This window comes from Microbacterium paraoxydans, assembly GCF_019056515.1.
Classification (GTDB): Bacteria; Actinomycetota; Actinomycetes; order Actinomycetales; family Microbacteriaceae; genus Microbacterium.
Genome location: NZ_CP064873.1, coordinates 1,560,448 through 1,584,050, shown reverse-complemented (window position 1 = coordinate 1,584,050; position 23,603 = coordinate 1,560,448). Strand labels below are relative to the sequence as shown.

The window sequence follows — 23,603 nt, the reverse complement described above, 5'->3', positions numbered from 1 at the left end:
AGCGGCGGTCAGTCGGCGCTCATGACCGACTGCACGCTGCCGTCGGAGCCCAGGTTCACGAGCAGCACGTCGTCGGTGGCGCTGTCGTCGAGCGCGTACTCCAGCACCGCGAACGGCTCGGAGCCGCCGTGCTCGTCCGCGAGGATCGTCATGCTCATCAGGCGCAGCGATCGGATGATGTCCACGGCCGCGTCCCCGGACACGTCGATGAGGACGTCGGGGAGGTCGTCGCCGAACGCCTCCTGCTGCTGCAGGATGTACTCGGTCACCTCGCTCGTGCGGTCGTCCACCTCGGCGAGCATCCCGCGCCGTGCGGTCGCGTCCACGTTCTCCAGGCCGGCGATGAGCCCGGCGGCGATGTCGAGGGCGTCGGCGGAGACGTCGTCCTGGTCCGGGGCCGTCAGGTCCACCGTGACGCTCTGGTCGCCGAGCTCGACCGTCTCCGACCAGAAGATCGAGCCGTCGGGGCCCGACGACAGCAGTCCGAAGTAGTCGTGTTCGATCGCCATAACGCTATGAAACCAGCCTGGTGCTCGGGGCGGAAGCCCTGTGTCAGCCGACCAGCGCCTGCACGAAGACGTGCGGCGTGAAACCGGTCAGATCGTCGATGCCCTCGCCCTGGCCGAGGAGCTTCACCGGGATGCCCGTGCGCTCCTGCACCGCGAGCACGAAGCCGCCCTTGGCCGAGCCGTCGAGCTTGGTGAGCACGAGACCTGTGACGCCGGCGTGCTGCAGGAAGGTCTCCGCCTGCATGACGCCGTTCTGCCCCGTCGTCGCATCGAGGACCAGAAGCACCTCGCTGATGGGAGCCTGCTTCTCCACGACACGGCGGATCTTGCCCAGTTCGTCCATGAGTCCGCCCTTGGTGTGCAGACGTCCCGCCGTGTCGATGATCGCGATCTCCATCCCCTCGCGCTTCGCGTACTCGACGGTCTGGAAGGCGACGGAAGCCGGGTCCTGGCCTTCCTGCTGCGGGCGGACGATCGCCGCTCCCCCGCGCTGGGCCCAGGTGGCGAGCTGGTCGACGGCGGCGGCACGGAAGGTGTCGGCGGCGCCGACGACCACGCTCCGCTGGTACCCGCGGAGGAACTTCGTGAACTTCCCGATCGTGGTCGTCTTGCCCACGCCGTTCACCCCGACGACGAGGACCACGGCCGGGCGCTCGGTGAGCTTGAGCGTGGTGTCGAACTTCGCGAAGTGCTCCTCCAGGGTCTCCCGCAGCATGCGCTGGAGGTCCTTGGGGTCGGTGGTGCGGTACTTCGCGACCTTGTCGCGCAGCTCTTCGACGATGCGCTCGCTGATGTCGGGGCCGAAGTCCGCCGTGATCAGCGCCGTCTCCAGGTCTTCCCACGTCGTCTCGTCGATGGTGGGCTTCACGAACATGCCGCGCAGCGCGCGACCGAGAGACCAGGACTTCTCTGCCATGCGTCCAGCCTACGGGTAGCATCCAGGGATGCACCGCGCGCCGCTCCCGCACCGGGTGTTCCTCCATGGCGCCGGGAGGCTCGGCACCGCCGCATGGCCCTCGCAGGGTCCGGAGTCGGGGACCTTCCTCAGCTTCCCGCCGGAGTCGTCCGTCGAAGCGCAGGCGGGCGCTCTCGTCGAGGAAGAACGTGACCGGACGCCGCTCCTGTTCGCCCACTCCATCGGCGCGGTGACCGCCGTCCGCGCCCTCGCCGACGGTCTGCGGGTGTCGGGCCTCGTCCTCGTCGAGCCCGCCCTGTACGACATCGCTCGCGGTGACGCACCGATCGAGCGGCATATCGCCGTGGTCACGGAGGCGCGATCACGCGCGGCCGAGGACGACCTCTACGGCTTCTGGTCGATCCTGCGCCCGCTCATGTTCAGCGGCCCGCTGGACCGCGAGTCCTGGCCGGACGAACGCGCGGTCGCGGAGCACTGGGCAACCGCGAATCTCCCTTGGGGACACGGCATCCGGGAGCATTCTCTCGCCGGGGTGCCGACCCTCGTGGTCACCGGCGGCTGGAACGAGGAGTACGAGCTCATCGCCCGACGGCTCGTCGATATCGGGGCCGAGCACATCGTCCTCTCCGGTTTCGCTCACCGCCCCCAGGACCACCCCGGGTTCCCCGCCGCCGTGACCGCATTCGAACAGTCCCTCACGATGTGACCCGCCCCGGGTCCGTCCGAGCACAGCTTCGGAGACCGCGGGCGACACGCCGGATCCGACCGTCGACACGCCAGGTGGGGGCCACGATCTCCGCAGTCGTGCCCGGGGTGAGTCAGACGGCGGCGGCGGCGCGGTCGCCGACGCGCTGCCCGACCACCGCGGAGACCCCGTCCTGACGCATCGACACGCCGTAGAGCGCGTCGGCGATCTCCATCGTCCGCTTCTGGTGCGTGATGACGAGGAGCTGGGAGCTCTCGCGCAGCTGCTCGAACACCGTGAGGAGCCGGCCGAGGTTCGCGTCGTCCAGGGCGGCCTCGACCTCGTCGAGGATGTAGAACGGGCTGGGGCGCGCCTTGAAGATCGCCACCAGGAGCGCCACCGCGGCCAACGACCGCTCGCCGCCGGACAGCAGCGACAGCCGCTCGATCTTCTTCCCGACGGGACGGACCGAGACCTCGATCCCCGTCGTCAGCATGTTCTCCGGATCGGTCAGCGAGATGCTGCCCGTGCCGCCGGGGAACAGCAGCGGGAAGACCTGACCGAACGCCTCCTTGGTGTCCTCGAACGCGCTGGCGAAGATCGTCTGCATGCGCTCGTCGAGGTCGGCGATGATCGTCAAGAGGTCCTGCCGGGTCTGCGTCAGGTCCGCGAGCTGCGTGGTGAGGAAAGCGTGGCGCTGCTCCAGGGCGGCGAACTCCTCCAGCGCGAGCGGGTTGACCCGCCCGAGCTGGGCGAGCTTCCGCTCCGCGTCCGCGAGGCGCCGCTGCTGGATGCGCCGGTCGAACGGGATCGCGGTGTCGTCGAGCAGTTCGCCGTCGGCCGGCTCCGCCCCGGGATCCCGCGGTACGAGCTGATCAGGACCGTACTCGGCGACGAGCACGTCCTCGTCCAGCGAGAGCTCCGAGGACACGCGCTCCAAGAGGCTGTTCAGGTGGAGCTTCTTCTCGTGGATCTGCAGCTCCAGGCCGTGCACGCTCTCCGTGAGCCCGGCCAGACGCTCCCGCAGCGACGACTCCTGGGCGCGCAGAGCGACCAGTTCCTCGTTCTGCGCCGACCGCGCGGCTTCCGCCTCCGCCAGGGCGACACGGGCCTCGGTGACCGAGCGGTCGAGGGAGTCGAGGATGCGCGGCAGCTCGTCCACGACTCCGGACGCCGCCTCGCGCTGCGCCCGGCGGATGACAGCGCGGCGGGCGGCCTCCGCGGCGGCGTCCCGCTCCTGCTCGCGCTGCCGCTCCAACGCGGTCACCCGGGACTGCGCGGCACGGACACGCTCACGCAGGGTCTCGACCTCCAGGCGGGCGCGGACCTCGCCCTCGCGGGCGCGCTCCAGCGCCTCGAGCAGTCCATCCCGCGCCGACGCGTCGAGCACCGGACGCGGCGCCGCGACGGCAGCGTCGAGCTCCGCCTTCGCGGTCTCCGCCTTCGCCTCCGCGTCCGCCACGGCGGCCTGCGCCTGGGCGAGGCCGGTCTCGAGACGGTCGCATTCGGCGACAGCGGCCTCATGGCGCACGGTCACCTTGTTGACCTGCTCCGCGTGCGTCGCGAGGGCGGCGTCGTGCTCGCGGAGCGCGCGCAGCGCGTCCTTCGCTTGCCGCCGCGTCTCCTCCACGGCCTCGTCGGCGTCGATGCGCGCCTCGCGCAGGGAGTCGACGACGATCTGGATCTCGGTGAGCCGCTCGGTCGCGGCATCGCGCTCGGCCGCGAGTTCGAGGCGAGAGCGCTCCCCTCCGGAGCCGGTCCGCAGCGTCTGGGCGGTGATGACGTCGCCCCCGGTCGTCACGATCGTGGTCGCGGTGTCACCTGCCGCGTCCAGAGCGCGCCGTGCGGCCCGCGCCGCATCGAGGTCGTCGGCGATGAGCACATGCGCCAGGATCCCGAGGACGCCGTCCGGCGCGGTCACCGTCTCGGTCGCGGCGATCACGCCGTCGACGGCCGGATGCGGCGCCCGCTCCCTCGGGGCCTCGGCGACCACGAAGTCGACCACCCCACGGCGGCGCTCCGCGGCCTCCGCCGCCAGGAGGAACGCGTCCTCCGCGGAACCGACCAGCACACCCTCGGCCAGGGGACCGAGCACGGCCGCGATCGCGGCTTCGTATCCCGCCCGCACCTGCACGGCATCGCCGACGAGACCGCGGATTCCGGGGCCGCCCTCCGCGACGATCTCGGCGGCACCTCCCGAGAGCGACAGCGCACTGCTCAACGCGGCGGCCTTCGCCGTGAGGGCGTCGACCTCGCGCTCCGCGGCGTGCAGGCGCTCGCGAAGGCTCTCCCGTTCCGCCTCCGCCGCCGTCGCCGCACGCTGAGCGCTCTCGTAGGCCGCGGCATACTCGACGGCCGTGCCCTCGGGAGCTTCCGCGTCGTCGATCGCCTCCAGGGCCTCTTCAGCCTCGCGCCGCCGGGCGTGCGCTGCTTCGAGGGCGTTCTCCTGACGGAGCACCGCCCCGCGGACGGCGGCCAATGCGGACGCGGCCGCATCGGCATTCCCGCGGAGCGAGGAGAGCCGCATGTCGTACTCGGAGACGAGCGCGCTCTGCTCCGCGATGTCGACGTCGAGAGTGTCCAGCTCGGCACGGGCGTTCACGACCTCGCGGCTGGCGGCGGCCGCGGCGTCCTGGGCGTCGCCGAGGCCGGAGGAGATCGTCTCGATGTCCTCCTTCGCCTCGTCGATGGTCGCCTGCGTGACGGTCACCGCGGTCACGGCCGCGTCGTCCTCCTCGGACCCGAGGAGGGCGAGGCGCTGGTTGGCGAGCGTGTACAGCCCGCGCATCCGCTCCTGCACCTGTTCGAGTCCGAACGCGACGCTGCGTGCCTCGTCGACCGCGATCGAGTTCTGGTTCTTCTCCAGCCGAGCGATCCCGGCGCGCACCGTCTCGGCCTGGTCGGACAGCACGAGACGCTCGGTGTGCCGCTCCTGCTCGGTCCGGGTGTGGTCCGCGAGGGCTGTGCGCAGCGCCACGACGTCGTCGGCGAACAGGCGGGCCTTGGCATCGCGCACGACGGCGGCGATGGTCTGCGCCTCGCGCGCGATCTCCGCCTGGCGCCCGAGAGGCTTGAGCTGTCGGCGGATCTCCCCGGCGAGGTCGCTCAGACGCGTGAGGTTGGCCTCCATCGCGTCGAGCTTGCGCAGCGTCTTCTCCTTGCGACGACGGTGCTTGAGGATGCCGGCCGCCTCCTCGATGAAGCCGCGTCGATCCTCCGGCGAGGCCTGGAGCACGGTGTCGAGCCGACCCTGACCCACGATGACGTGCATCTCCCTACCCAGGCCGGAGTCGCTGAGCAGCTCCTGCACATCGAGCAGACGGCAGCTCTCGCCGTTGATGGCGTACTCGCTGGAGCCGTTGCGGAAGAGCGTGCGGCTGATGGTGACCTCGGCGTACTCGATCGGCAGCGCGCCGTCGGCGTTGTCGATCGTGAGCTGCACCTCGGCGCGCCCGAGGGGACCACGGGTCGAGGTGCCGGCGAAGATGACGTCTTCCATCTTCCCGCCGCGGAGCGTCTTCGCCCCCTGCTCCCCCATCACCCACGCGAGGGCGTCGACGACATTGGACTTGCCGGAGCCGTTCGGTCCGACGATGCACGTGACGCCGGGCTCGAACACGAAGGTCGTGGGCTGCGCGAACGACTTGAACCCCTTGAGCGTCAGGCTCTTCAGGTGCATGGGGCGACCGCTCGTCCGGGGAGATTCACGCCGCTACGCTACCGGAATCCCGCGGAACGGCCGGTATCCCGCGCGGTCATCGCGGACCCTGGCTCCACCGCGACACGCCGGTGCTACCACGAAATGCTTGACGATCTCCTGAGAGTTTCGCTACGGTGGCCTCCGGATCGCCACACGAAAGGAGGTTACCGATGATGATCACTCAGCACACCGCAGAGGTCTTTGGCCTCGCCGCGCCCGCGCACTCCGCGCCGCGCCTCGCGGCATCGGTGACCGCCGGCGTCCGTCACGGCTCGCTCCGCTAGAACCGCAGCCTGGGAACGCAGGCCCGATCCGGGTCTTCTCCCGCCTGTTCTGTCGCGTCCCACCCTCTGATCCCCTCGGATCATGGATCCCCGCCGCCTCCGGCCTCCGCATTCCGCGGCTCCGCAGGCGCTGCTCTCGTCCGCACCCGCCGCGGCCGACGACTCGGTCCTGACGTGGTGCTTCCGCACCCATCCACCCCTTTCGAAGGAACCATCGTGAACATCACGCTGTCACGCAGCACCACCCATCCGCCCGATACCGAGGACCGCGAGGTCCTCCAGATCCCCCGCGACGACGAGCTCCGTGAGCTCGGCATCGCGGACCGCCTCTCGCTCCGGATCGGCCTCTGGCTGTTCCAGCGGGCGCAGCGGCCCCGTCGTCCGCGCCGGTCGTGGACCGTCGATCCCGGCGACCTGTTCCTCGTCGGAGAGCAGCGTCACCGTTCGGCCGCGGAGTCGCACGCCCTCCTCATGTACGACATGCAGCGCGGGATGCGCTGACCGGGCGATGACGACCGCATCGACGCCGGCCCGGCGTCCGTCCGTACACCCGCGGACGGACGCCGGGTTACCCGGCACCTCCCCCTCCCTCCGACACGAAGGACCTGACATGACGACCGCCGCATTGACGATCACGCCGCTGATCGTCCCGGCCACCCTCGACGATGCGAACGCCGCGGACTTCCGCGCGTACGGCGCCCTGAATCGACGGATCTGCGACGAGCAGGTCGGTCTCCCCGACCTCGCCCCGGACGCCGCGCAGATGCTGCCCAACTGGCAGGACGACTCCGATGCGCTGGACCTCGGATTCGTCGCCAGGGAGGGGGACGACATCATCGGCATGGTGACGGTGTCCTTCCCGCAGGAGGAGGACGCGCGCGCCGCCGAGCTCGATCTCCTCGTCCCGGCCGCCCACGCCGGACGCGGTGTCGAGGACGCGCTGCTCGACCGCGCCGAGGCCGAGGCCAGGGCGCGCGGCCGGAGCGTCCTGCAGATCTGGACTCTGCACCGGCCCGAGGAGGGCGACCGCATGCTCCAGCCCCGGACCGGCTGGGGACGGATCCCGGCGACACCGCTGAGCGATGTCGTCGAGGCCCACGGCTTCACCCTGGAGCAGGCCGAGCGCAACAGCGAACTCGATCTGCGCGCCGATCCGGAGCCCCTGCGCCGGGCGTTGGACGCGGCCCTCGCGGCCGCGGGGCCGGACTACCGCGTGGTCGAGTGGGAGCTGCCCACCCCGCCGGAGCTCCGCGACGGGTATGCCGCCGTCCTCGCCCGGCTGTCGACCGATGCGCCCAGTGGCGATATGGATTTCGTCGCCGAGGTGTACGACGCGGAGCGGGTGATCCGCCGGGATGCGCGTCTCACGGGCGCTGGTCAGACCGTCTCCGTCGTGGCGGTGGAGCATGTCCCGTCCGGCACGCTCGTCGCGTACAACGAGCTGCTGATCGGCGCGGAGAAGACCGGGACCACCCACCAGTTCGGGACGCTGGTCGCGAAGGATCACCGCGGCCACCGTCTCGGCACGATCGTCAAATGCGCCAACCTCCTGCGCTGGCGGGAGCTCGTCCCGGGGTCGACCGTGGTCTCGACGTTCAATGCGGAGGAGAACCGGCCGATGCTCGACATCAACGAGGCGATCGGCTTCGTGCCCGTGTCGTACGCAGGGGCGTGGCAGAAGAAGATCTGACGACGAGCGGTGGCCGTCATCCTCCCGGATGACGGCCACCGCTCAGCTTCATCCGCCGGGCCGACGACACCGGCACGGCCCCGCGGCGAGGCTGGGAACATGAACACTCCCGTGATCGAAGCCCACGCCCTCGTCAAGACCTACGGCGTCACCCACGCCCTCGCCGGTGTCGACCTCGCGGTGCACCGTGGCGAGTCCGTCGCCATCATGGGCGCGTCGGGCTCGGGGAAGACGACGCTCCTGCATGTGCTGGCGGGAATCACCGCACCGGACAGCGGCCGCGTGGTCTTCCAGCCCTCGACGGGCACGGCCATCGACGTGACCGCGCTGGGTGAGGCGGCGCGCTCCCGGCTGCGTCGCGAGCGCTTCGGGTTCGTCTTCCAGCAGGGACTGCTGATCCCCGAGCTGACGGCGGTGGAGAACGTCGCCCTCGCCTCGATGATCAACGGCGTCGCCAAGAAGGACGCCCTCCCCCACGCGGCGTCGTGGCTCGCGGCGCTGGGTCTCGGCGGTATGGAGGAACGGCGCATCGGCGAGCTCTCCGGAGGACAGGCGCAGCGCGTGGCCATCGCCAGAGCCCAGGCGACGGGTGCGGACCTCGTCTTCGCCGACGAGCCGACCGGCGCTCTGGACTCGCACACCTCCGCCGAGGTCATGGACGCTCTCCTCTGGTCCACGACCGGGCAGGGCCGCACCCTCATCGTCGTCACGCACGACGCCGACGTCGCCGCACGCTGCACGCGCACCGTCGCCGTCAGGGACGGCCGCATCCTCGGCTCGGCGGTGAACGCATGAATCTCTCCGTCCTCGGCCTGCTCCTGCGCCCGGCTCCCGGCCAGCGCAGCGTCCTCGCGCTGCCGATCGTCGCCTTCGCGGTGGTCACGACCCTCGTCCTCACCGTCGTCGGCGGGGCCCAGGCCTTCTGGACCTGGACCGACGACGAGGCTGTTCTCTATCAGGGCCTCGCCGCCATCGCTCTCGTCCTGCTTGTCGTGCCGCTGACCTCGCTCGGCGGCGCCGCCGCCCGGTTGTCCGCGCGGCGCCGCGACGAAAGGCTATCCACGCTGCGGCTGCTCGGGGTGACCCCGGGTGGTGTGACGACGGCCACGGTGGTCGAGTCGGTCCTCGTCGCCGCCGCCGGCGCCGTCATCGGTATCGGGGGTCACCTGGCCCTGAGTCCGCTCATCGGTCTGATACCGTTCCGCGGCGAGCCGCTCGGCCTGGCTGCCGTCGTTCTCTCCCCGGTGATGATCGCCGCCGTCGTGGGCGGCGTCCTGCTGCTCGCCGCGGGCAGCGCCGTCGTGGGGCTGCGTCGGGTCGTGATCTCGCCGCTCGGGGTCCGCACGCGCACGGCGCCGACGAACGTGCACTGGATCCGCGCCGTCATCGCGGTCGCGGGCATCGCCATCGCGTTCGCGCTCATCAAGGTGTTCCCGATGATCGGCGGGGTCGTGGCGACGATCGCGGTACTCGCTGCGATGTTCGCCCTCGCGCTGAGCGTTCTCAATCTGCTCGGTCCGTGGGTGCTGAAGGTCTCGGCGGGGCGCCAGCTCCGGCGGGCGGAGCGCCCGGAGCGGTTGCTCGCGGCCCGCCTCGTTCTCGACTCCCCGAAGGCGGCCTGGCGTCAGGTCGGCGGCATCGCGATGGCGAGCTTCATGGCCGTCTTCGCGGGCACCGGCGTCGCGCTCCTCGACACGATCGGGGCGAGCGACGATCCGTCCAGCATTGCGCTCGCGGAGGACATCCGCACCGGGCTCATCATCACCCTCATCGGGTCGTTCCTCATGGTGGCCGCCTCCGTCGGCGTGAATCAGGCCTCGGACGTGCTCGACAAGAGCGACCTGCACGAAAGCCTGCACCATCTGGGCATGCCCGTCGAGACCGTGGACCGCGCGCGCCGTCGCGCGATCATGTCGCCACTGCTGGTCACGGCGGTCGGATCCGCGCTGTGCGCTGCCGTGCTCGTGTTCCCGCTGGTGGGCATCGCGCTGATCGTCGCGCCCCTCTCGCTGATGACGATCGCGACTGTCGTCGCCGTCGGCATCGGTGTCGTGTGGGCGAGCACCTGGGCGACCCGCCCGCTGCTGGATCGGGCTTTCGCTCCGGCGTGAGACGGTGGCGGGCCGGGTCCGTCCGGCCCGCCACGCGCGACTCGGCCCCGGTCAGCGCCTCCGTTGGCAGCGCGGGCAGAAGTGCGAAGAGCGGTTCATGAACGCGGCACGGGTGATCGGCGTGCCGCAGCGCGGACAGGGCTTCCCTCCGCGACCGTAGGCGTTCAGGGAGTGCGCGAAGTAACCGGCCTGCCCGTTGACGTTGACGTACTGGGCGTCGAAGCTCGTGCCGCCCTCGGCGAGAGCCTTCTGCAGGACCGACCGCACTTCCGCGAGCAGGCGATTCACGGCTCGGGTCGGCAGAGCGTCGGCCGGTGTCTCCGGATGGATGCGGGCCGCCCACAGCGACTCGTCGGCGTAGATGTTGCCGATGCCGCTCACCACGCCCTGGTCCAGCAGCACCCGCTTGATCGCGCTGTGCCGCCGGGCGAGAGCGGCCCGGAAGACCCGGTCGTCGAAGAACGGGTCGAGCGGGTCGCGAGCGATGTGCGCGACCTGTGTCGGGATGCGGGAGGGGCCGTCGGCGATGAGAGCGTCGACGGCGAGGGAGCCGAACGTCCGCTGATCCGCGAACACGATCGCGAGCTCGCCGTGTCGGGGATGCTCGATCCCGAGGCGGACACGCTCGTGGCGCTCGGTCGGCGCGTCCGGCGCGCGGAGCAGCATCTGGCCGCTCATGCCCAGATGCGCGATCAGAGCGGAGTCGCCATCGTCCACGGGGAGCCAGAGGAACTTGCCCCTCCGCGCGGCCGCGGTGAAGCGGCGACCCTCCAGACGCTGGACGAAGTCCGCAGCTCCGGCGGTATGCCGGGTGAGGGCGCGTTCGTCGAAGACGCTGACGCCTGTGATGACCGCGTCGACCGCGGCAGGGGCGAGGCCGGAGCGGACGACCTCGACCTCGGGGAGCTCAGGCACGCTCGCTGAGCGTGCGCCAGGCGCTGAGGGCCGCGGCCATCTCCGCCGTCTTCTTGCTGCTGCCGGCGCCCGTCATCCGCACGTCGCCGACGGCGACGGTCGCCGTGAAGCGCCGGTCGTGGTCGGGGCCGCTGGCCTCGACCGAGTACTGCGGAGGCGTGGCGCCGAGGCGGGCCGCGAGCTCCTGCAGGCTCGTCTTCGGGTCCATCGCCGCGCCGTACCGCTCGGGGTCGGCGAGCAGCGGCTCGGTCAGACGCAGGACGAGCGCCGTCGCGGCCTCGGGCCCGGCGGACAGATAGGTGGCGCCGATGACGGCCTCCATGGTGTCCGCGAGGATCGAGTCTTTGTCACGCCCACCGGTCTGCTCCTCACCGCGCCCGAGCAGCAGGTGGCTGCCGAGATCGATGCCGCGAGCGACCTCCGCCAGCGCGACCGTCGACACGACGCTCGCCCGGCGCTTCGCCAGCTCCCCCTCGTCGAGCTCGGGGTGCCGCGTGAACAGCATGACGGTCACGGCCTGACCCAGCACCGAGTCGCCGAGGAACTCGAGACGCTCGTTGTGCGGGATGCCGCCGTGCTCGTACGCGTAGGAGCGGTGGGTGAGGGCCAACTCCAGAAGCTCCGCGTCGATCTCGACGCGGAGCTTATCTGGGAGAGGCCTCGTCCCCCCGGGGACCTCCGTCACGGTTCGCGACTCAGACGTCGGCGACCTTGCGGCCCTTGTACTCGAGGAAGAGCTCGGTGCCCTGCGAGTCGGTGACGACCTTCGCCTGGTGCGGACGGCTGTAGACGACCTTGCCGTTCTCGATGGTCTTGACGAGCGCGGGGGCCTCGGCCTTCCACTGCGCACGGCGCGAGCGGGTGTTCGAACGGGAGACCTTGCGCTTCGGGGGGTTACCAGCCATGACTAGCTCTCTTCTTTCTCGGCGGCACCGCGTTCTGCCGTGCCGTCCTGGTCTGTGATCTGCTGGAGCGCGCTCCACCGAGGATCGATGGGAGCGGCCTGCTCCGTTCCGGTGCTCTCGGTCAGCCTCTCGCCTGTGACCGGGTCGAGCCCGAGGCAATCCGGCTGACACACCGGCTGAAAAGGAAGGGCCAGTACGGCCGCATCCCTGACGAGAGTTTCAAGATCCACGTGGTCGTCTTGAACCTCGAAGTCAGTTTCTTCCTCACCAGGATACGCGAAAAGCTCCTGGAACTCGACTTCGACGGGCCGAGCGATGTCGGTGAGGCATCGACCGCACACACCGACGTACTCGCCCTCCGCCTCTCCGGTGACGAGGATGCCCTCGTGGACGGACTCCAGCCGCACGTCGAGATCGAGTTCCGAGCCCGCCTCGAAGGAGACGATGCCCTCCCCCCACTGCTCCGTCAGGGGCACCGAGAAGGAGTGCTCGCGCATCTCCCCCGGGCGCCGGACGATGTCACGGACGGGGAGGACGAAAGGGCTGTTGAGTCGGGAACGCACCCCGCCATGCTACCCGGGTCACCGGTGAGGAGGGCCGGGAGACCGCCGGGAACGGGACCGCGATCCCCGATCAGATCCCGCGCGCGCCGGTGTCCAGGAACGAGGCGACAGCCGGCGGGACGAACGGCGAGACGTCGCCCCCGAGACCGGCGACCTGACGCACCAGCGAGCTCGAGACCATCGCATGCGCGGGGTCGGGCAGCAGGAAGACGGTCTCGATGTCGGCGAGGTGCCGGTTGACGATCGCCATGGGCGACTCGTACGCCACGTCGACCTGCGAGCGGATGCCCTTCACGAGCACACCGGCGTTCACGTCGCGCGCATAGTCGACGAGGAGTCCCATGCTCCAGGAGCCGATGACGATGTTGCCCGCCATGCCGTCCTCGGCGATCGAACGCTCCAGGAGGGAGAGCCGCTGCGCGATCGGCAGCATCGCCTCCTTGCCCGGGTTGTGCACCACGAGCACATGCAGCTCGTCGTAGAGGGCGGCCGCGCGCCGGATCACGTCGAGGTGACCCAGGGTCGGCGGATCGAAGGAACCCGGGACGACGGCGATCCGGCTGCTCATGGAATCCAGCCTAGGGCACCCGGAACGGCGATCAGTTCTTCGCCAGCGCCGCGCGATCCTCGTCGGTGACGCGCCGTCCGATGGCCTCCCGGAGCCCGGGGTGAGCGGCCAGCTCGGGGTCGGCGGCGAGGATGTCCTCCGCGAGCTCGCGGGCCCGGGTGATGAGAGCGGCGTCCTTCACGACGCGCAGCAGCTTGAGGGACGACCGCACCCCGGCCTGTGCCGCGCCGAGCACGTCGCCCTCGCCGCGGAGTTCGAGGTCGACCTCGGCCAGCGCGAACCCGTCGAGGGTGGCGGCAACCGCATCGACGCGTTCGCGGGCCACCGATCCGGCCTCGGCCTCGGTCACGAGCAGGCAGAGACCCGGGACACCGCCTCGGCCCACCCGACCACGGAGCTGGTGCAGCTGGGACACTCCGAAACGGTCGGCGTCCAGCACGATCATCGTCGAGGCGTTGGGGACGTCCACGCCCACCTCGATCACGGTCGTCGCGAGCAGGAGGTCGATCTCCCCGCGGGCGAAGGCCTGCATGACGGCGTCCTTCTCCTCCGAGGGCATCTTCCCGTGGAGCACCGCACGTCGCAGACCGCCGAGGGTCGGATGCGTGGCCAGCGCCTCGTCGAGCTGCACGACACCCCACCGAGGGCCTTTGCCGCCCTCCGGGGCGAGCAGCGCCTGCTCCCCCGCCTCGGCCGTCTTCGCCGCGGTGTCGATGGCCGCGCAGACGGCGAACACCTGCCGACCCTGCGCGATCTCCTCCGCCGCCCGTTCCCACACCCGGTTGAACCAGCCCGGGTGCTCGGCCAACGGCGCGACGTACGACTCGATGCCGGCGCGCCCCGCCGGCATCGTGCGGATGACCGAGGTGTCGAGGTCGCCGAAGACCGTCATCGCGACCGTCCGCGGGATCGGGGTCGCGGTGAGGACGAGCGCGTGCGGGCTTGACCCCTTCGCCCGCAGCGCCTCCCGCTGCTCGACTCCGAAGCGGTGCTGCTCGTCGACCACGACGAGACCGAGATCGGCGAACGTGGTCTTCTCCCCGAGGAGCGCGTGGGTGCCGACCACGATCAGCGCCTGGCCGGAGGCGACGCGCAGCGCGGCCTTGCGGCGATCCGCCGCCGGCATCTGCCCGGTGAGCAGCGTCGGCATCAGCAGCGGGGCGAGCTGCGGGCCGAGCATCTTCGTGATCGAACGCAGATGTTGCGCCGCGAGGACTTCCGTCGGGGCGATCAGGGCCGCCTGCCCCCCGCTCTCGGCGACCTGCAGCATCGCCCGCAGGGCCACCAGCGTCTTTCCCGAACCGACCTCGCCCTGCACGAGCCGGTTCATCGGCCAGGAGCCGACGAGATCGTCTGCGATCTGGGCGCCGACGGTCTGCTGATCCGGCGTGAGCGTGTAGGGCAGGGCGGCGTCGAAGCGCTCCAGCAGCCCGCCGGGCGCCGCCGGCCGCGAGGTGGCGGCCAGGGCGCGCACCGCGTCGCGCTGCTGGAGGAGGGCCGTCTGGAGCGTGAGCGCCTCGTGCATGCGCAGCGTGCGCACCGCGGGATCGATCTCGTTGCGGGAGCGCGGGCGGTGGATCGCCTCCAGGGCTTCCCGCGCCGTCAGCAGCTCTTCGCGGGTGCGAATCTCCGGGGTCAGCGGGTCGGGGACCGACGACAGGTCGTCGAGGACGCGCCCGACGAGCCGGGCGATCTGCCACGTCTGGATCGCGGAGGTGGCCGGATAGATCGGGATCGGGACCGCCGCCCTCGCATCCGCCCGCCGGCGCGCCGCGTCCTCATCGTCGAACAGCTCGTACTCCGGGTGGGCGAACTGGGTCATGCCGTTGAACTCGCCGACCTTGCCGGAGAACACACCACGGCGCCCGACCGCCAGGTCCTTGGAGCGCCACTCCGCCGCGCTGACGTTCTTCGCGAAGAAAGTCAGCGACATGCGACCGACGCCGTCGCCGATGACGACGTCGACCATGGCCCCCGGTCGATTGCGCATCCGGCGGAAGCTCGACGAGAGGACTTCGGCGACGATCGTGACGGTCTCCCCGATCGGGAGGTCGCGGATGGGGGTGAGCTCCCCCGGGTCGGCGTACCGACGCGGGTAGTGCGCGAGCAGGTCGCCGACGGTCTTCATGCCGAAGGCGCGGTCGAGCGTCTTGGCCGACGCCGCGCCGAGGGCCTCCTCGAGCGAGGATTCGAGCGTGAGCGACATGCTCCGAGTCTAGGGAACCGCACGGACACGACCGTCCGCGGCCTGTCGTATCGTGAACGGGTGACGAGGATCATCGCCGGAACGGCACGCGGCACCCGGCTCGACGTCCCCGGCGCCGGGACCAGACCCACGAGCGACCGCGTGCGCGAATCCCTGTTCGGCGCCCTGGAGTCGCTCGACGCGATCGCGGACGCCCGCGTGCTCGACCTCTACGCGGGCTCGGGGGCGCTCGGGCTCGAGGCCCTGAGCCGCGGCGCCCGGAGCGCCGATCTCGTCGAGCGGGGCCGGCAGGCCGCAGCCGTCGTGCGGCACAACGCCGCGGCCGTCGCGAAGGCCTCCGGTACCGCGACCGCACGGGTGCAGGAGGCGACGGTCCGAGCGTTCCTCGGCCGCGCGTCCGGGCCCTACGACCTCGTGTTCACGGATCCGCCGTACGACATCGACGATGAGGCGATGGACGGCGACCTCGCCGCCCTCGCTCCGCTGCTCAGCGACGATGCCGTGGTGGTCGTCGAACGCGCCCGGCGCTCCGCCGCCCCCGACTTCGCGGCAGCCGGGCTCCGGGTGTTCCGGGAGAAGACCTACGGCGACACGACCCTGTGGTGGGCGGAGCCCGGCACGCAGGACGCCGCGTCGGCGGACGTTCAGCCCGAGACGGAGTCCCAGTCCCGGTAGGGATCCCAGCCGCTGACGTCCACGGGACCGTCGTCGCAGAGCAGGTCCTCCTCGCCGCGCGGACGCACGACGCCGATCGCACGGAAGCCCGGCGGCAGCACGCCGTCGGGGAACGTCGCGAGCAGCGCATGGTCCTCGCCGCCCGCGAGCGCCCGCTGCGGACTCGCGCCGAGCGCGGCGCCGTCCAGCGCGAGGGTGACGCCGGAGGCGTCCGCGAGGCGCCGCGCGTCGAGGGCGAGGCCGTCCGAGACGTCCATCATCGCGGTCGCGCCGGCCGCGGCCGCGACGACGCCGAGGCCGATGGGCGGCGACGGCCGCAGCTGCGCGGCGACCGCAGCGCTCTCCCCGGGTGCGAGAGCCGCGGGATCGACCGGGACCGGCGTCTCGCCGTCTCGGAAGCGTCCGAACAGCACGGCCAGCCCGTGTGCGGCGTGACCCAGTTCTCCGGCGACGGCGACGACATCGCCCGGTCGTGCCCCCGCCCTGGTCACCGGGGGCGGCCTTCGAGGTCGCCCAGAGCCGTCACAGCGACCGTGAGCACCTCGGACACCGTGAGATCCCCGCCGACCACTGCGCACCCGGGGGCGAGCGCCGCGCAGGCCTCGCGGAAGCCGTCGGCCAGGCGTTCCACGAAGGACAGCCGGAGGTCGCGCGGCACCGCCAGAGCCACGAGCAGCGCGGTCGGGCGTGCGCCCATCGCGGCGATGTCGGCGAGGTTGACCGCCGCCGCCTTCCAGCCGAGGTCGTACCCGCTCGTCCAGGCGAGCCGGAAGTCGGGCCCGTGCACGAGCGTGTCCGTCGTCGCGACGACCGATGCCGAGGGGGCGGCGATCACGGCGGCGTCGTCACCGGGACCGAGGAGCGTGTGCGCGCCCGGCGCGGTGCGCTGGAGGATGGCGCGGAGGATGCGACCCTCCGAGAGATCTCCCAGGCGCGGATCGTCGGAGTCGGGTCGGGAGGGCATGTCGTCAAAGGTAGCCTGGATACATGCTTCGTTCCCGCCGCCTCGCTGCCGTCGCGGGGGCGATCGCCCTCGCCGCCGGACTCGCCGGATGCTCCACGACCGTGCACCTCGAGCCGGCGGCCGACGCGAACGACCCGGCCTGCGCGAACGTCTCCGTGCTCCTGCCGGACACCGTCGGCGGGTACGAGCGCGTGTGGACCGACGCGCAGGCCACCGGCGCCTGGGGCGACCCCACGGTCGTCCTGCGATGCGGCGTGGAGCCGCCCGCCCCGTCCGATCTCGTCTGCACCACACTCGGCGGCGTCGACTGGCTCGTCTTGGAGCAGGAGGAGGAGCGCCAGCGCCTCGTCACCTACGGTCGCGAACCGGCCATCGAGGTGATCATCCGCCGCGGCGAGCAGGTCGACTTCCAGTCGATCGTCGACAGCCTGTCGTCGAACATCCAGTCCGGGCTCGCCCCGGCGACCGCGCAGTGCACCGACCGGGTGGAGTTCCCCGCGAGCTGAGCACGCGGGGAACCACGCCGTCAGCGGCGCAGGCCCGCCTCGACCAGTTCCGTGATGAGGTCGCCGTAGCTCAGTCCCGATGCCACCCAGCACTTCGGGAACATCGAGATGGGCGTGAATCCGGGCATCGTGTTGAGCTCGTTCACGACGAGCTCGCCGGTCGGGGTGAGGAACATGTCCACCCGGGCGAGGCCGCGACCGTCGACCGCCTGGAAGGCCCGGACGCCGGCCTCCTGGACGGCGGCCACCTCCGCCTCGGTCAGCTCCGCCGGGCACACCACGTCGACGCCGTCGCCGCCGAGGTACTTCCCCTCGAAGTCGTAGAAACCTCGGTCGGTCAGCACGATCTCGCCGGGGAGGGAGGCGCGGACGCCGTCGGCCGTCTCGAGGACGGCCACCTCGATCTCCCGCCCGGTGACACCGGCCTCGATGAGCACCTTGTCGTCCTCGGCGAACGCGATGGCGAGGGCGGCGTCGAGTTCCTCCGGCGCCGACACCTTCGAAACGCCGACGCTCGACCCGGCGCGAGCGGGCTTGACGAAGACGGGCAGGCCGAAGTCGGCGGCGCGGGCGCGGAGGGCATCGGGATCCGCATCCCACTCACGACGGCGCACGGTCACGCCCGGCGCCACCGCGATCCCGGCGGCCTGCAGGGCGATCTTCATGAAGTGCTTGTCCATGCACAGCGCCGAGTCGAGCACGCCGCCCCCGGCGTAGGGGACCTCGAGCGTGTCGAAGTAGCCCTGGATCGTGCCGTCCTCGCCGTGCGGTCCGTGCAGGATCGGCAGCACGACGTCGATCTCGCCGAGTCCCTCGGTCTCGCCGCCCGGATGCACGACCCGCAGGGTGCGATCGCCCCCGGGTTCCGGCCAGAGCACCCGGGTGCCGTTGTCGACGACCTCCGGGAGATGCGCGGCGTCGAGCGGGAACTTCGCCGGGTCGTCGTCCTCGAGGACGAAGGCACCCTCGCGGGTGATCCCCACCGGGATCACGGCATACCGGTCACGATCGATCGCGCCCAGCACTCCCCCCGCCGTTGCGGAACTGATCGAATGCTCGCTGGAGCGCCCTCCGAAGAGCACCACCACCGTCTGCTTGTCCATGGTTGGTCCTCTCCCCCTGCGGGGTGTCGTCGTCCGTCGTGAGATGCGGGGCGATGTCCCGGGGATCCATCTTGCCGTCGAGCACCATCTTCACCTGCTCGACGATCGGCATGTGCACATCGGCTTCGCGGGCGAGCTGCAGCACCGGCGCGACCGAGGCGAGCCCCTCGGCCGTCTGCTGCATCTGCTTCACCACGTCCTGGAAGCTGTAGCCCTGCCCGAGCAGCCGCCCGGCGGTGTTGTTGCGGCTCAGGGGCGACTGGCAGGTCGCGATGAGGTCGCCGAGACCGGCCAGTCCCTGCAAGGTCTCCGGCTGGGCGCCGTTCGCGACCGCGAAGTCGGTCATCTCGACGAGGCCGCGGGTGATGATCGACGCCTTGGTGTTCTCGCCGTAGCCGACGCCGTCGACGATGCCGATGGCGACGGCGATGAGGTTCTTGAGCACTCCGCCGAACTCCGTGCCGATGACGTCCGTGTTCACGAACGTCCGGAAGTAGGAGTTGCGCGCGGCCCGGGCCACGACGTCCGCGGTCTCCTGGCTGCGCGACGAGATCACGGCCGCGGTCGGCTGCTCCCGCGCGATCTCCAGGGCGAGATTCGGTCCGGAGGCCACGGCGATCCGGTCGGGGTCGCACTGCAGCTCCTGCTGGATGACCTGGCTCATGCGCAGACCGGTGCCCCGCTCGACGCCCTTCATGAGGCTGACGATCTTGGCGTCGCCCGAGGCGATCAGCGGGCGCAGTGCCTTGAGGTTCTCCCGCAGCGACTGGCTCGGCACGGACAGATACACCTGGTCGACGCCGTCGAGCGCGGTCGCCAGCTCGTGCGTGGCCGCCATCGTGCGGGGCAGGTTGATGCCCGGCAGGTAACGCGAGTTGCGCTTCGCCTCGTCGATCTCATGCGCGAGCTCGGCCCGACGCGCCCACATCGTCACGTGGGCGCCGCCGTCGGCGAGGATCTTGCCGAACGTGGTGCCCCAGCTGCCGGCGCCGATCACGGCGACGAGGGGTCCGGCCGGCGCGGTTCTCTTAGGGGTCAAGGCGTCCGGTCTCCTTCTGTCCGTGGCTCGCCGGGTTCCAGCGCTCCGCGGGGGCCTTCTCGCCGCGCACCTGCTCCAGCAGCGCGGTGATCGCGTTCATGAGTCGGTTGGTGGCCTCCGTCAGCGCCGCCGGCTCGCCGGCGCGACCGCGGAGGTCGGAGACGTCGACGGGGTCGCCGACGATCACGGTCACGGGCTTGCGGAGCGGCCAGAGGCTGAGCCCCTTCTGGTAGCGGCCCATGATCGCCTGGGTGCCCCACTGCGCCATCGGGATGAGCGGGATGCCGTCGGCGAGGGCGAGCCGCACCGCCCCCGACTTGCCGCGCATCGGCCACATGTCGGGGTCACGCGTGAGCGTGCCCTCCGGGTACACGATGACACCGCGGCCGTGCTCCACGAGAGCTGCCGACTGCGCCATCGTCTGCTTCGCGGACGACGCCGACGAGGTGCGTGCGACCGGGATCATCCCCGTCTTGCGCAGGAACCACCCGAGCACGGGCACGCGGAAGAGGCTCTCCTTGGCCATGAATCGCGGAGCGCGCCCGATCCGCCAGACCGCCAAGGCGACGATCAGCGGATCGAACTCCGAGTAGTGGTTCGGCGCGAGGACGAAAGCACCCTCTCGCGGGAGCTTCTCCGCCCCGATGATGCGGACCTTCGCGATCAGCGACACCAGCGGGACGACGATCGCAGCGAGCGGCCAGAACACGCTCGGCCGTGTCTTCTCCGGCGACCGGGAAGCCATCGGGCTCACCGGAGGACGTCGAAGTCGGCGCCGAGCGCGTCGAGCTTGGCGAGGAACTTCTCGTATCCGCGACTCAGGATGTCGACGCCCGACACCTTCGACTCGCCGGTGGCCGTCAGCGCCGCGATCACGTGGCTGTAGCCGCCGCGCAGGTCGGGCACCACGATGTCGGCGCCGTGCAGGGGCGTGGGACCGGTGATGACGGCAGCCTGCTCCAGGTCACGACGCGGCACGCGCCGCGGGCCGTCCTGCAGGCCGCGCGGATGCACGACGATGTCGGCCCCCATCTTGACCAGCGCCTCGGTGAAGCCCATCCGGTTCTCGTACACGGTCTCGTGCACGACCGAGCGGCCGTGCGCCTGGGTGAGGGCGACCACGAGCGGCTGCTGCCAGTCGGTCATGAAGCCCGGGTGCACGTCGGTCTCGATCACGACCGGCTTGATGTCGCCGTCGCGGCGGAAGAGGATGCCGTCCTCCTGGATGTCGAACCAGCCGCCCGCCTTGCGGAAGACATTGAGGAAGGTGAGCATCTCCTGCTGCTTGGCACCGCCGACGAAGATCTCGCCGTCCGTGGCCAGAGCGGCCGAGGCCCACGAGGCCGCCTCGTTGCGGTCGAAGATCGACCGGTGGTCGTAGCCACGGAGCTTCTCGACGCCCTCGATGAGGATGACGCGGTTCGGCTCGTAGGAGATGATCGCGCCCATCTTCTGCAGGACGGCGATCAGGTCCATGATCTCGGGCTCGATCGCCGCGTTACGCAGCTCCGTGACGCCCTCGGCGCGGACGGCGGTCAGCAGCACCTGCTCGGTCGCGCCGACGCTCGGGTACGGGAGGTGGATGTTCGCTCCGTGCAGGCGGGTTCCTCCCGTGGAGAGGCGGATGCCGCTCGGGAGCTTCTCGACGATCGCGCCGAACTTGCGCAGTGCGTCCAGGTGGAAGTCGATCGGACGGTCCCCGATGCGGCACCCGCCGAGGTCGGGGATGAAGGCCTGGCCGAGGCGGTGCAGCAGCGGGCCGCAGAACAGGATCGGGATCCGGGAGGCGCCCGCGTGGGCGTCGATCTCCTCGAAGTGGGCCGACTCGACGTCGCTGGGGTCGAAGACCAGTGAGCCGGGCTCGTCGCCCTCCGACACGCGGACGCCGTGCACCTCGAGCAGCGAGCGCACCACGGCGACGTCGCTGATGGCCGGCACGTCGCGCAGGACGCTCGTGGTCTCCCCGAGCAGGGACGCGACCATCGCCTTGGTGGCGAGGTTCTTCGCGCCCTTCACGTCGACCCGTCCGCGCAGCGGACGACCTCCGCGGATGGCGAGGACGTCTCCGGTCAGCGCGGGGACGTCGTCGGAGAGAGCGTCGCGCACGGGTGTCGTCATTCGGGGCCTCACTTCATTCATCGGGGGCGGGGTTACCCCTGGCTCCCCCGCCCCCTCCGTCTCACTGGACGGGGAGGGTCCGCGGCCGCCACGACTCGCGACGGGCCTCGAACTGCGCGATCTTGTCTTCGTTGCGCAGCGTGAGCCCGATGTCATCGAGCCCTTCGAGGAGCCGCCATCTAGTGTAATCGTCGATCCCGATGTCGGCCTGGAAGCGGGCCTCCGCGCCTCCGGTGGGGTCGCCGATGGCGGCGGTGCGCGCCTCGAGGTCGACCGTCATGCGCGCGCCGGGATCGGCGTCCATGATCGCCCAGAACCGCTCCAGATCCGCCTCGGAGATGGTCGCCGCGAGGAGGCCCTGCTTGCCCGCGTTGCCGCGGAAGATGTCGGCGAACCGCGGGCTCAGCACGACCTTGAAGCCGAAGTCGCGAAGCGCCCAGACGGCGTGCTCACGGCTGGAACCGGTGCCGAAGTCGGGCCCGGCGACGAGGACGGACGCCCCCTGATACGGCGCCTGGTTGAGCACGAACTCCGGGTCCTGCCGCCAGCCGTGGAACAGCGCGTCCTCGAAGCCCGTCTTGGTGACACGCTTGAGGAACACCGCGGGGATGATCTGGTCGGTGTCGACGTTCGACCGCTTCAGCGGCGCGGCGATGCCCGTGTGGGTGGTGAACTTCTCCATGGTCAGGCCTCCAGATCGCTCGGGCTGGACAGGGTGCCGCGGATGGCGGTCGCCGCCGCGACGAGCGGCGACACGAGGTGCGTGCGGCCGCCCTTGCCCTGGCGCCCTTCGAAGTTGCGGTTCGAGGTGGAGGCGCAGCGCTCCCCCGGGGCGAGCTGATCGGGGTTCATGCCCAGGCACATCGAGCATCCTGCGAAGCGCCACTCCGCTCCGAAGTCCTTGATGACCTGGTCCAGGCCCTCGGCCTCGGCCTCCAGTCGCACGCGGGCGGAGCCGGGAACGACCATCACCCGGACGCCGTCGGCCTTCTTCTTGCCCTGGATGATGGAGGCGAAGGCCCGGAGGTCCTCGATGCGGCTGTTCGTGCACGAGCCCATGAACACCGCGTCGACCGGCACCTCCTTCAGGGGCGTGCCCGGCGTCAGGTCCATGTACTCCAGCGCCCGCTCGGCGGCGGCCCGCTCGTTCGGGTCGGCGATCTCCGCCGGGTTCGGCACCGAGGCGGAGAGCGAGCTGCCCTGGCCGGGGTTCGTCCCCCACGTCACGAACGGCTCCAGCTCGTCGGCGTCGATGAAGACCTCGGCATCGAAGGTGGCGCCCTCGTCGGTCGGCAGCGTGCGCCAGTAGGCGACCGCGTCGTCCCAGTCCTGGCCCTTCGGCGCGTGCGGACGCCCCTCGAGGTAGGCGAACGTCGTCTCGTCCGGAGCCACCATGCCGGCGCGGGCGCCCGCCTCGATCGACATGTTGCAGATCGTCATGCGGCCCTCCATGGAGAGCGCGCGGATCGCGCTGCCGCGGTACTCGAGCACGTAGCCCTGACCGCCGCCGGTGCCGATCTTGGCGATCACGGCGAGGATGATGTCCTTCGCCGTGACGCCGGGACGCAGCGTGCCCTCGACGTTGATGGCCATCGTCTTGAACGGCTTCAGCGGCAGCGTCTGGGTCGCCATGACGTGCTCGACCTCGCTGGTGCCGATGCCGAACGCCATCGCGCCGAACGCGCCGTGCGTGGACGTGTGCGAGTCGCCGCAGACCACGGTGATCCCGGGCATGGTGAGGCCGAGCTGCGGGCCGACGACGTGGACGATCCCCTGCTCCGCGTCCCCCAGTGAGTGCAGACGCACGCCGAACTCGGCGGCGTTGCGGCGCAGCGTCTCGATCTGCGTGCGGCTGGTCAGGTCGGCGATGGGCTTGTCGATCTCCCACGTCGGCGTGTTGTGGTCCTCCGTGGCGATGGTCAGGTCGAGCCGGCGGAGCGGCCGTCCCTCGCTGCGGAGGCCGTCGAAGGCCTGCGGGCTGGTGACCTCGTGCACGAGGTGCAGGTCGATGTAGATGAGGTCGGGCTGGCCGTCCTCGCCCTTGACGACGAGGTGGTCGTCCCAGACCTTCTCGGCGAGCGTCCTGGGGCGTGCGGAATCCGCACCGGCGGTGGTGGTCATGGCGTGTCTCCTGTGGATGGCGGTT

Annotated in this window: 22 protein-coding genes and 1 pseudogene; 7 read left to right on the top strand and 16 right to left on the bottom strand. The window is 71.1% G+C overall.

Annotation, left to right across the window (positions count from 1 at the left end):
* Positions 1-8 precede the first annotated feature (8 nt).
* Positions 9-509 (bottom strand): DUF2004 domain-containing protein, encoded by a 501-nt coding sequence (locus IZR02_RS07480; protein WP_025103329.1) that lies wholly within the window; start codon positions 507-509, stop codon positions 9-11.
* Between the two features lie 43 nt (positions 510-552).
* A complete protein-coding gene (gene ftsY, locus IZR02_RS07475) occupies positions 553-1,425 on the bottom strand; it encodes a signal recognition particle-docking protein FtsY (RefSeq protein ID WP_025103328.1) in 873 nt (290 codons plus the stop codon).
* A gap of 28 nt (positions 1,426-1,453) precedes the next feature.
* On the opposite strand from ftsY, the gene IZR02_RS07470 reads away from it, so the two are divergent.
* Positions 1,454-2,131 (top strand): alpha/beta hydrolase, encoded by a 678-nt coding sequence (locus tag IZR02_RS07470; protein WP_025103327.1) that lies wholly within the window; start codon positions 1,454-1,456, stop codon positions 2,129-2,131.
* A 112-nt stretch (positions 2,132-2,243) separates the two neighbouring features.
* Here the strand turns inward: IZR02_RS07470 and smc are convergent, their stop codons facing one another.
* Positions 2,244-5,789 carry a chromosome segregation protein SMC gene (gene smc / locus IZR02_RS07465; RefSeq protein WP_025103326.1) on the bottom strand — a complete coding sequence of 1,182 codons (3,546 nt, stop codon included), beginning with the start codon at positions 5,787-5,789 and terminating at the stop codon, positions 2,244-2,246.
* 521 nt (positions 5,790-6,310) lie between these two features.
* Between smc and IZR02_RS07460 the strand changes: the two genes are divergently transcribed.
* The 4 genes from IZR02_RS07460 (at position 6,311) to IZR02_RS07445 (ending at position 9,895) form a co-directional block, all read left to right on the top strand.
* On the top strand, positions 6,311-6,595 hold the full coding sequence (locus IZR02_RS07460) for a hypothetical protein (protein WP_025103325.1): 285 nt from the start codon (positions 6,311-6,313) through the stop codon (positions 6,593-6,595).
* Positions 6,596-6,704: 109 nt separating this feature from the next.
* Positions 6,705-7,784, top strand: coding sequence for a GNAT family N-acetyltransferase (locus tag IZR02_RS07455; RefSeq protein WP_025103324.1), 1,080 nt, complete (start codon positions 6,705-6,707; stop codon positions 7,782-7,784).
* Between the two features lie 99 nt (positions 7,785-7,883).
* Positions 7,884-8,579 (top strand): ABC transporter ATP-binding protein, encoded by a 696-nt coding sequence (locus IZR02_RS07450; RefSeq protein WP_025103323.1) that lies wholly within the window; start codon positions 7,884-7,886, stop codon positions 8,577-8,579.
* Positions 8,576-9,895: an FtsX-like permease family protein gene (locus IZR02_RS07445; protein WP_025103322.1), complete on the top strand. Its 1,320-nt coding sequence runs from the start codon at positions 8,576-8,578 to the stop codon at positions 9,893-9,895. Before IZR02_RS07450 ends, IZR02_RS07445 begins: the two co-directional genes overlap by 4 nt.
* 51 nt (positions 9,896-9,946) lie before the next feature.
* Here the strand turns inward: IZR02_RS07445 and mutM are convergent, their stop codons facing one another.
* The 6 genes from mutM to IZR02_RS07415 all read right to left on the bottom strand — a co-directional run bounded on the left by mutM (position 9,947) and on the right by IZR02_RS07415 (position 15,052).
* Positions 9,947-10,810, bottom strand: coding sequence for a bifunctional DNA-formamidopyrimidine glycosylase/DNA-(apurinic or apyrimidinic site) lyase (mutM, locus tag IZR02_RS07440; protein ID WP_025103321.1), 864 nt, complete (start codon positions 10,808-10,810; stop codon positions 9,947-9,949).
* Complete coding sequence (rnc, locus tag IZR02_RS07435; protein WP_029989233.1) at positions 10,803-11,495, bottom strand: ribonuclease III; 693 nt, start codon at positions 11,493-11,495, stop codon at positions 10,803-10,805. Before rnc ends, mutM begins: the two co-directional genes overlap by 8 nt.
* A gap of 10 nt (positions 11,496-11,505) precedes the next feature.
* Positions 11,506-11,715: a 50S ribosomal protein L32 gene (gene rpmF, locus IZR02_RS07430; RefSeq protein WP_013586329.1), complete on the bottom strand. Its 210-nt coding sequence runs from the start codon at positions 11,713-11,715 to the stop codon at positions 11,506-11,508.
* A gap of 2 nt (positions 11,716-11,717) precedes the next feature.
* Complete coding sequence (locus IZR02_RS07425; protein ID WP_025103319.1) at positions 11,718-12,212, bottom strand: YceD family protein; 495 nt, start codon at positions 12,210-12,212, stop codon at positions 11,718-11,720.
* Between the two features lie 136 nt (positions 12,213-12,348).
* Positions 12,349-12,846: a pantetheine-phosphate adenylyltransferase gene (gene coaD, locus IZR02_RS07420; protein WP_025103318.1), complete on the bottom strand. Its 498-nt coding sequence runs from the start codon at positions 12,844-12,846 to the stop codon at positions 12,349-12,351.
* Positions 12,847-12,877: 31 nt separating this feature from the next.
* Positions 12,878-15,052 (bottom strand): ATP-dependent DNA helicase RecG, encoded by a 2,175-nt coding sequence (locus IZR02_RS07415; protein ID WP_025103317.1) that lies wholly within the window; start codon positions 15,050-15,052, stop codon positions 12,878-12,880.
* 60 nt (positions 15,053-15,112) lie between these two features.
* Here IZR02_RS07415 and rsmD point away from each other — a divergent pair, with 60 nt between their 5' ends.
* Positions 15,113-15,727 (top strand): 16S rRNA (guanine(966)-N(2))-methyltransferase RsmD, encoded by a 615-nt coding sequence (rsmD, locus tag IZR02_RS07410; RefSeq protein WP_025103316.1) that lies wholly within the window; start codon positions 15,113-15,115, stop codon positions 15,725-15,727.
* Here the strand turns inward: rsmD and thiL are convergent.
* Positions 15,697-16,691: pseudogene (thiL, locus tag IZR02_RS07405) on the bottom strand (thiamine-phosphate kinase). The gene rsmD and the pseudogene thiL sit on opposite strands and share 31 nt — an antisense overlap.
* Positions 16,692-16,714: 23 nt before the next feature.
* Here thiL and IZR02_RS07400 point away from each other — a divergent pair.
* Entirely contained in the window at positions 16,715-17,197 is a 483-nt protein-coding gene (locus IZR02_RS07400) for a DUF3515 domain-containing protein (RefSeq protein ID WP_025103314.1), read from the top strand.
* A 20-nt stretch (positions 17,198-17,217) separates the two neighbouring features.
* Here IZR02_RS07400 and IZR02_RS07395 read toward each other — a convergent pair whose 3' ends face one another.
* The 6 genes from IZR02_RS07395 to leuC form a co-directional block, all read right to left on the bottom strand.
* On the bottom strand, positions 17,218-18,300 hold the full coding sequence (locus tag IZR02_RS07395; RefSeq protein WP_036292401.1) for a D-alanine--D-alanine ligase family protein: 1,083 nt from the start codon (positions 18,298-18,300) through the stop codon (positions 17,218-17,220).
* Entirely contained in the window at positions 18,200-19,339 is a 1,140-nt protein-coding gene (locus IZR02_RS07390; RefSeq protein ID WP_025103312.1) for an NAD(P)H-dependent glycerol-3-phosphate dehydrogenase, read from the bottom strand. Before IZR02_RS07390 ends, IZR02_RS07395 begins: the two co-directional genes overlap by 101 nt.
* Entirely contained in the window at positions 19,329-20,084 is a 756-nt protein-coding gene (locus IZR02_RS07385; RefSeq protein WP_029989231.1) for a lysophospholipid acyltransferase family protein, read from the bottom strand. The genes IZR02_RS07390 and IZR02_RS07385 overlap by 11 nt, the downstream gene beginning before the upstream one ends.
* A 5-nt stretch (positions 20,085-20,089) precedes the next feature.
* Positions 20,090-21,457: a UDP-N-acetylglucosamine 1-carboxyvinyltransferase gene (gene murA / locus IZR02_RS07380; RefSeq protein WP_025103310.1), complete on the bottom strand. Its 1,368-nt coding sequence runs from the start codon at positions 21,455-21,457 to the stop codon at positions 20,090-20,092.
* Between the two features lie 61 nt (positions 21,458-21,518).
* Positions 21,519-22,139 carry a 3-isopropylmalate dehydratase small subunit gene (leuD, locus tag IZR02_RS07375; RefSeq protein WP_025103309.1) on the bottom strand — a complete coding sequence of 207 codons (621 nt, stop codon included), beginning with the start codon at positions 22,137-22,139 and terminating at the stop codon, positions 21,519-21,521.
* Between the two features lie 2 nt (positions 22,140-22,141).
* Complete coding sequence (gene leuC / locus IZR02_RS07370; RefSeq protein ID WP_025103308.1) at positions 22,142-23,578, bottom strand: 3-isopropylmalate dehydratase large subunit; 1,437 nt, start codon at positions 23,576-23,578, stop codon at positions 22,142-22,144.
* Between the last annotated feature and the right edge of the window lie 25 nt (positions 23,579-23,603).

Excerpts from the sequence above, each read along its gene's own strand:
- IZR02_RS07395 (WP_036292401.1), bottom strand. The coding sequence starts at position 18,300 with ATGGACAAGCAGACGGTGGTGGTGCTCTTCGGAGGGCGCTCCAGCGAG.
- IZR02_RS07385 (WP_029989231.1), bottom strand. The coding sequence starts at position 20,084 with ATGGCTTCCCGGTCGCCGGAGAAGACACGGCCGAGCGTGTTCTGGCCG.
- IZR02_RS07470 (WP_025103327.1), top strand. The coding sequence starts at position 1,454 with ATGCACCGCGCGCCGCTCCCGCACCGGGTGTTCCTCCATGGCGCCGGG.
- IZR02_RS07455 (WP_025103324.1), top strand. The coding sequence starts at position 6,705 with ATGACGACCGCCGCATTGACGATCACGCCGCTGATCGTCCCGGCCACC.
- IZR02_RS07450 (WP_025103323.1), top strand. The coding sequence starts at position 7,884 with ATGAACACTCCCGTGATCGAAGCCCACGCCCTCGTCAAGACCTACGGC.
- leuC (WP_025103308.1), bottom strand. The coding sequence starts at position 23,578 with ATGACCACCACCGCCGGTGCGGATTCCGCACGCCCCAGGACGCTCGCC.
- murA (WP_025103310.1), bottom strand. The coding sequence starts at position 21,457 with ATGACGACACCCGTGCGCGACGCTCTCTCCGACGACGTCCCCGCGCTG.
- IZR02_RS07445 (WP_025103322.1), top strand. The coding sequence starts at position 8,576 with ATGAATCTCTCCGTCCTCGGCCTGCTCCTGCGCCCGGCTCCCGGCCAG.
- IZR02_RS07425 (WP_025103319.1), bottom strand. The coding sequence starts at position 12,212 with ATGCGCGAGCACTCCTTCTCGGTGCCCCTGACGGAGCAGTGGGGGGAG.
- coaD (WP_025103318.1), bottom strand. The coding sequence starts at position 12,846 with ATGAGCAGCCGGATCGCCGTCGTCCCGGGTTCCTTCGATCCGCCGACC.
- smc (WP_025103326.1), bottom strand. The coding sequence starts at position 5,789 with ATGCACCTGAAGAGCCTGACGCTCAAGGGGTTCAAGTCGTTCGCGCAG.
- IZR02_RS07415 (WP_025103317.1), bottom strand. The coding sequence starts at position 15,052 with ATGTCGCTCACGCTCGAATCCTCGCTCGAGGAGGCCCTCGGCGCGGCG.
- IZR02_RS07480 (WP_025103329.1), bottom strand. The coding sequence starts at position 509 with ATGGCGATCGAACACGACTACTTCGGACTGCTGTCGTCGGGCCCCGAC.
- IZR02_RS07400 (WP_025103314.1), top strand. The coding sequence starts at position 16,715 with ATGCTTCGTTCCCGCCGCCTCGCTGCCGTCGCGGGGGCGATCGCCCTC.
- leuD (WP_025103309.1), bottom strand. The coding sequence starts at position 22,139 with ATGGAGAAGTTCACCACCCACACGGGCATCGCCGCGCCGCTGAAGCGG.
- rpmF (WP_013586329.1), bottom strand. The coding sequence starts at position 11,715 with ATGGCTGGTAACCCCCCGAAGCGCAAGGTCTCCCGTTCGAACACCCGC.
- ftsY (WP_025103328.1), bottom strand. The coding sequence starts at position 1,425 with ATGGCAGAGAAGTCCTGGTCTCTCGGTCGCGCGCTGCGCGGCATGTTC.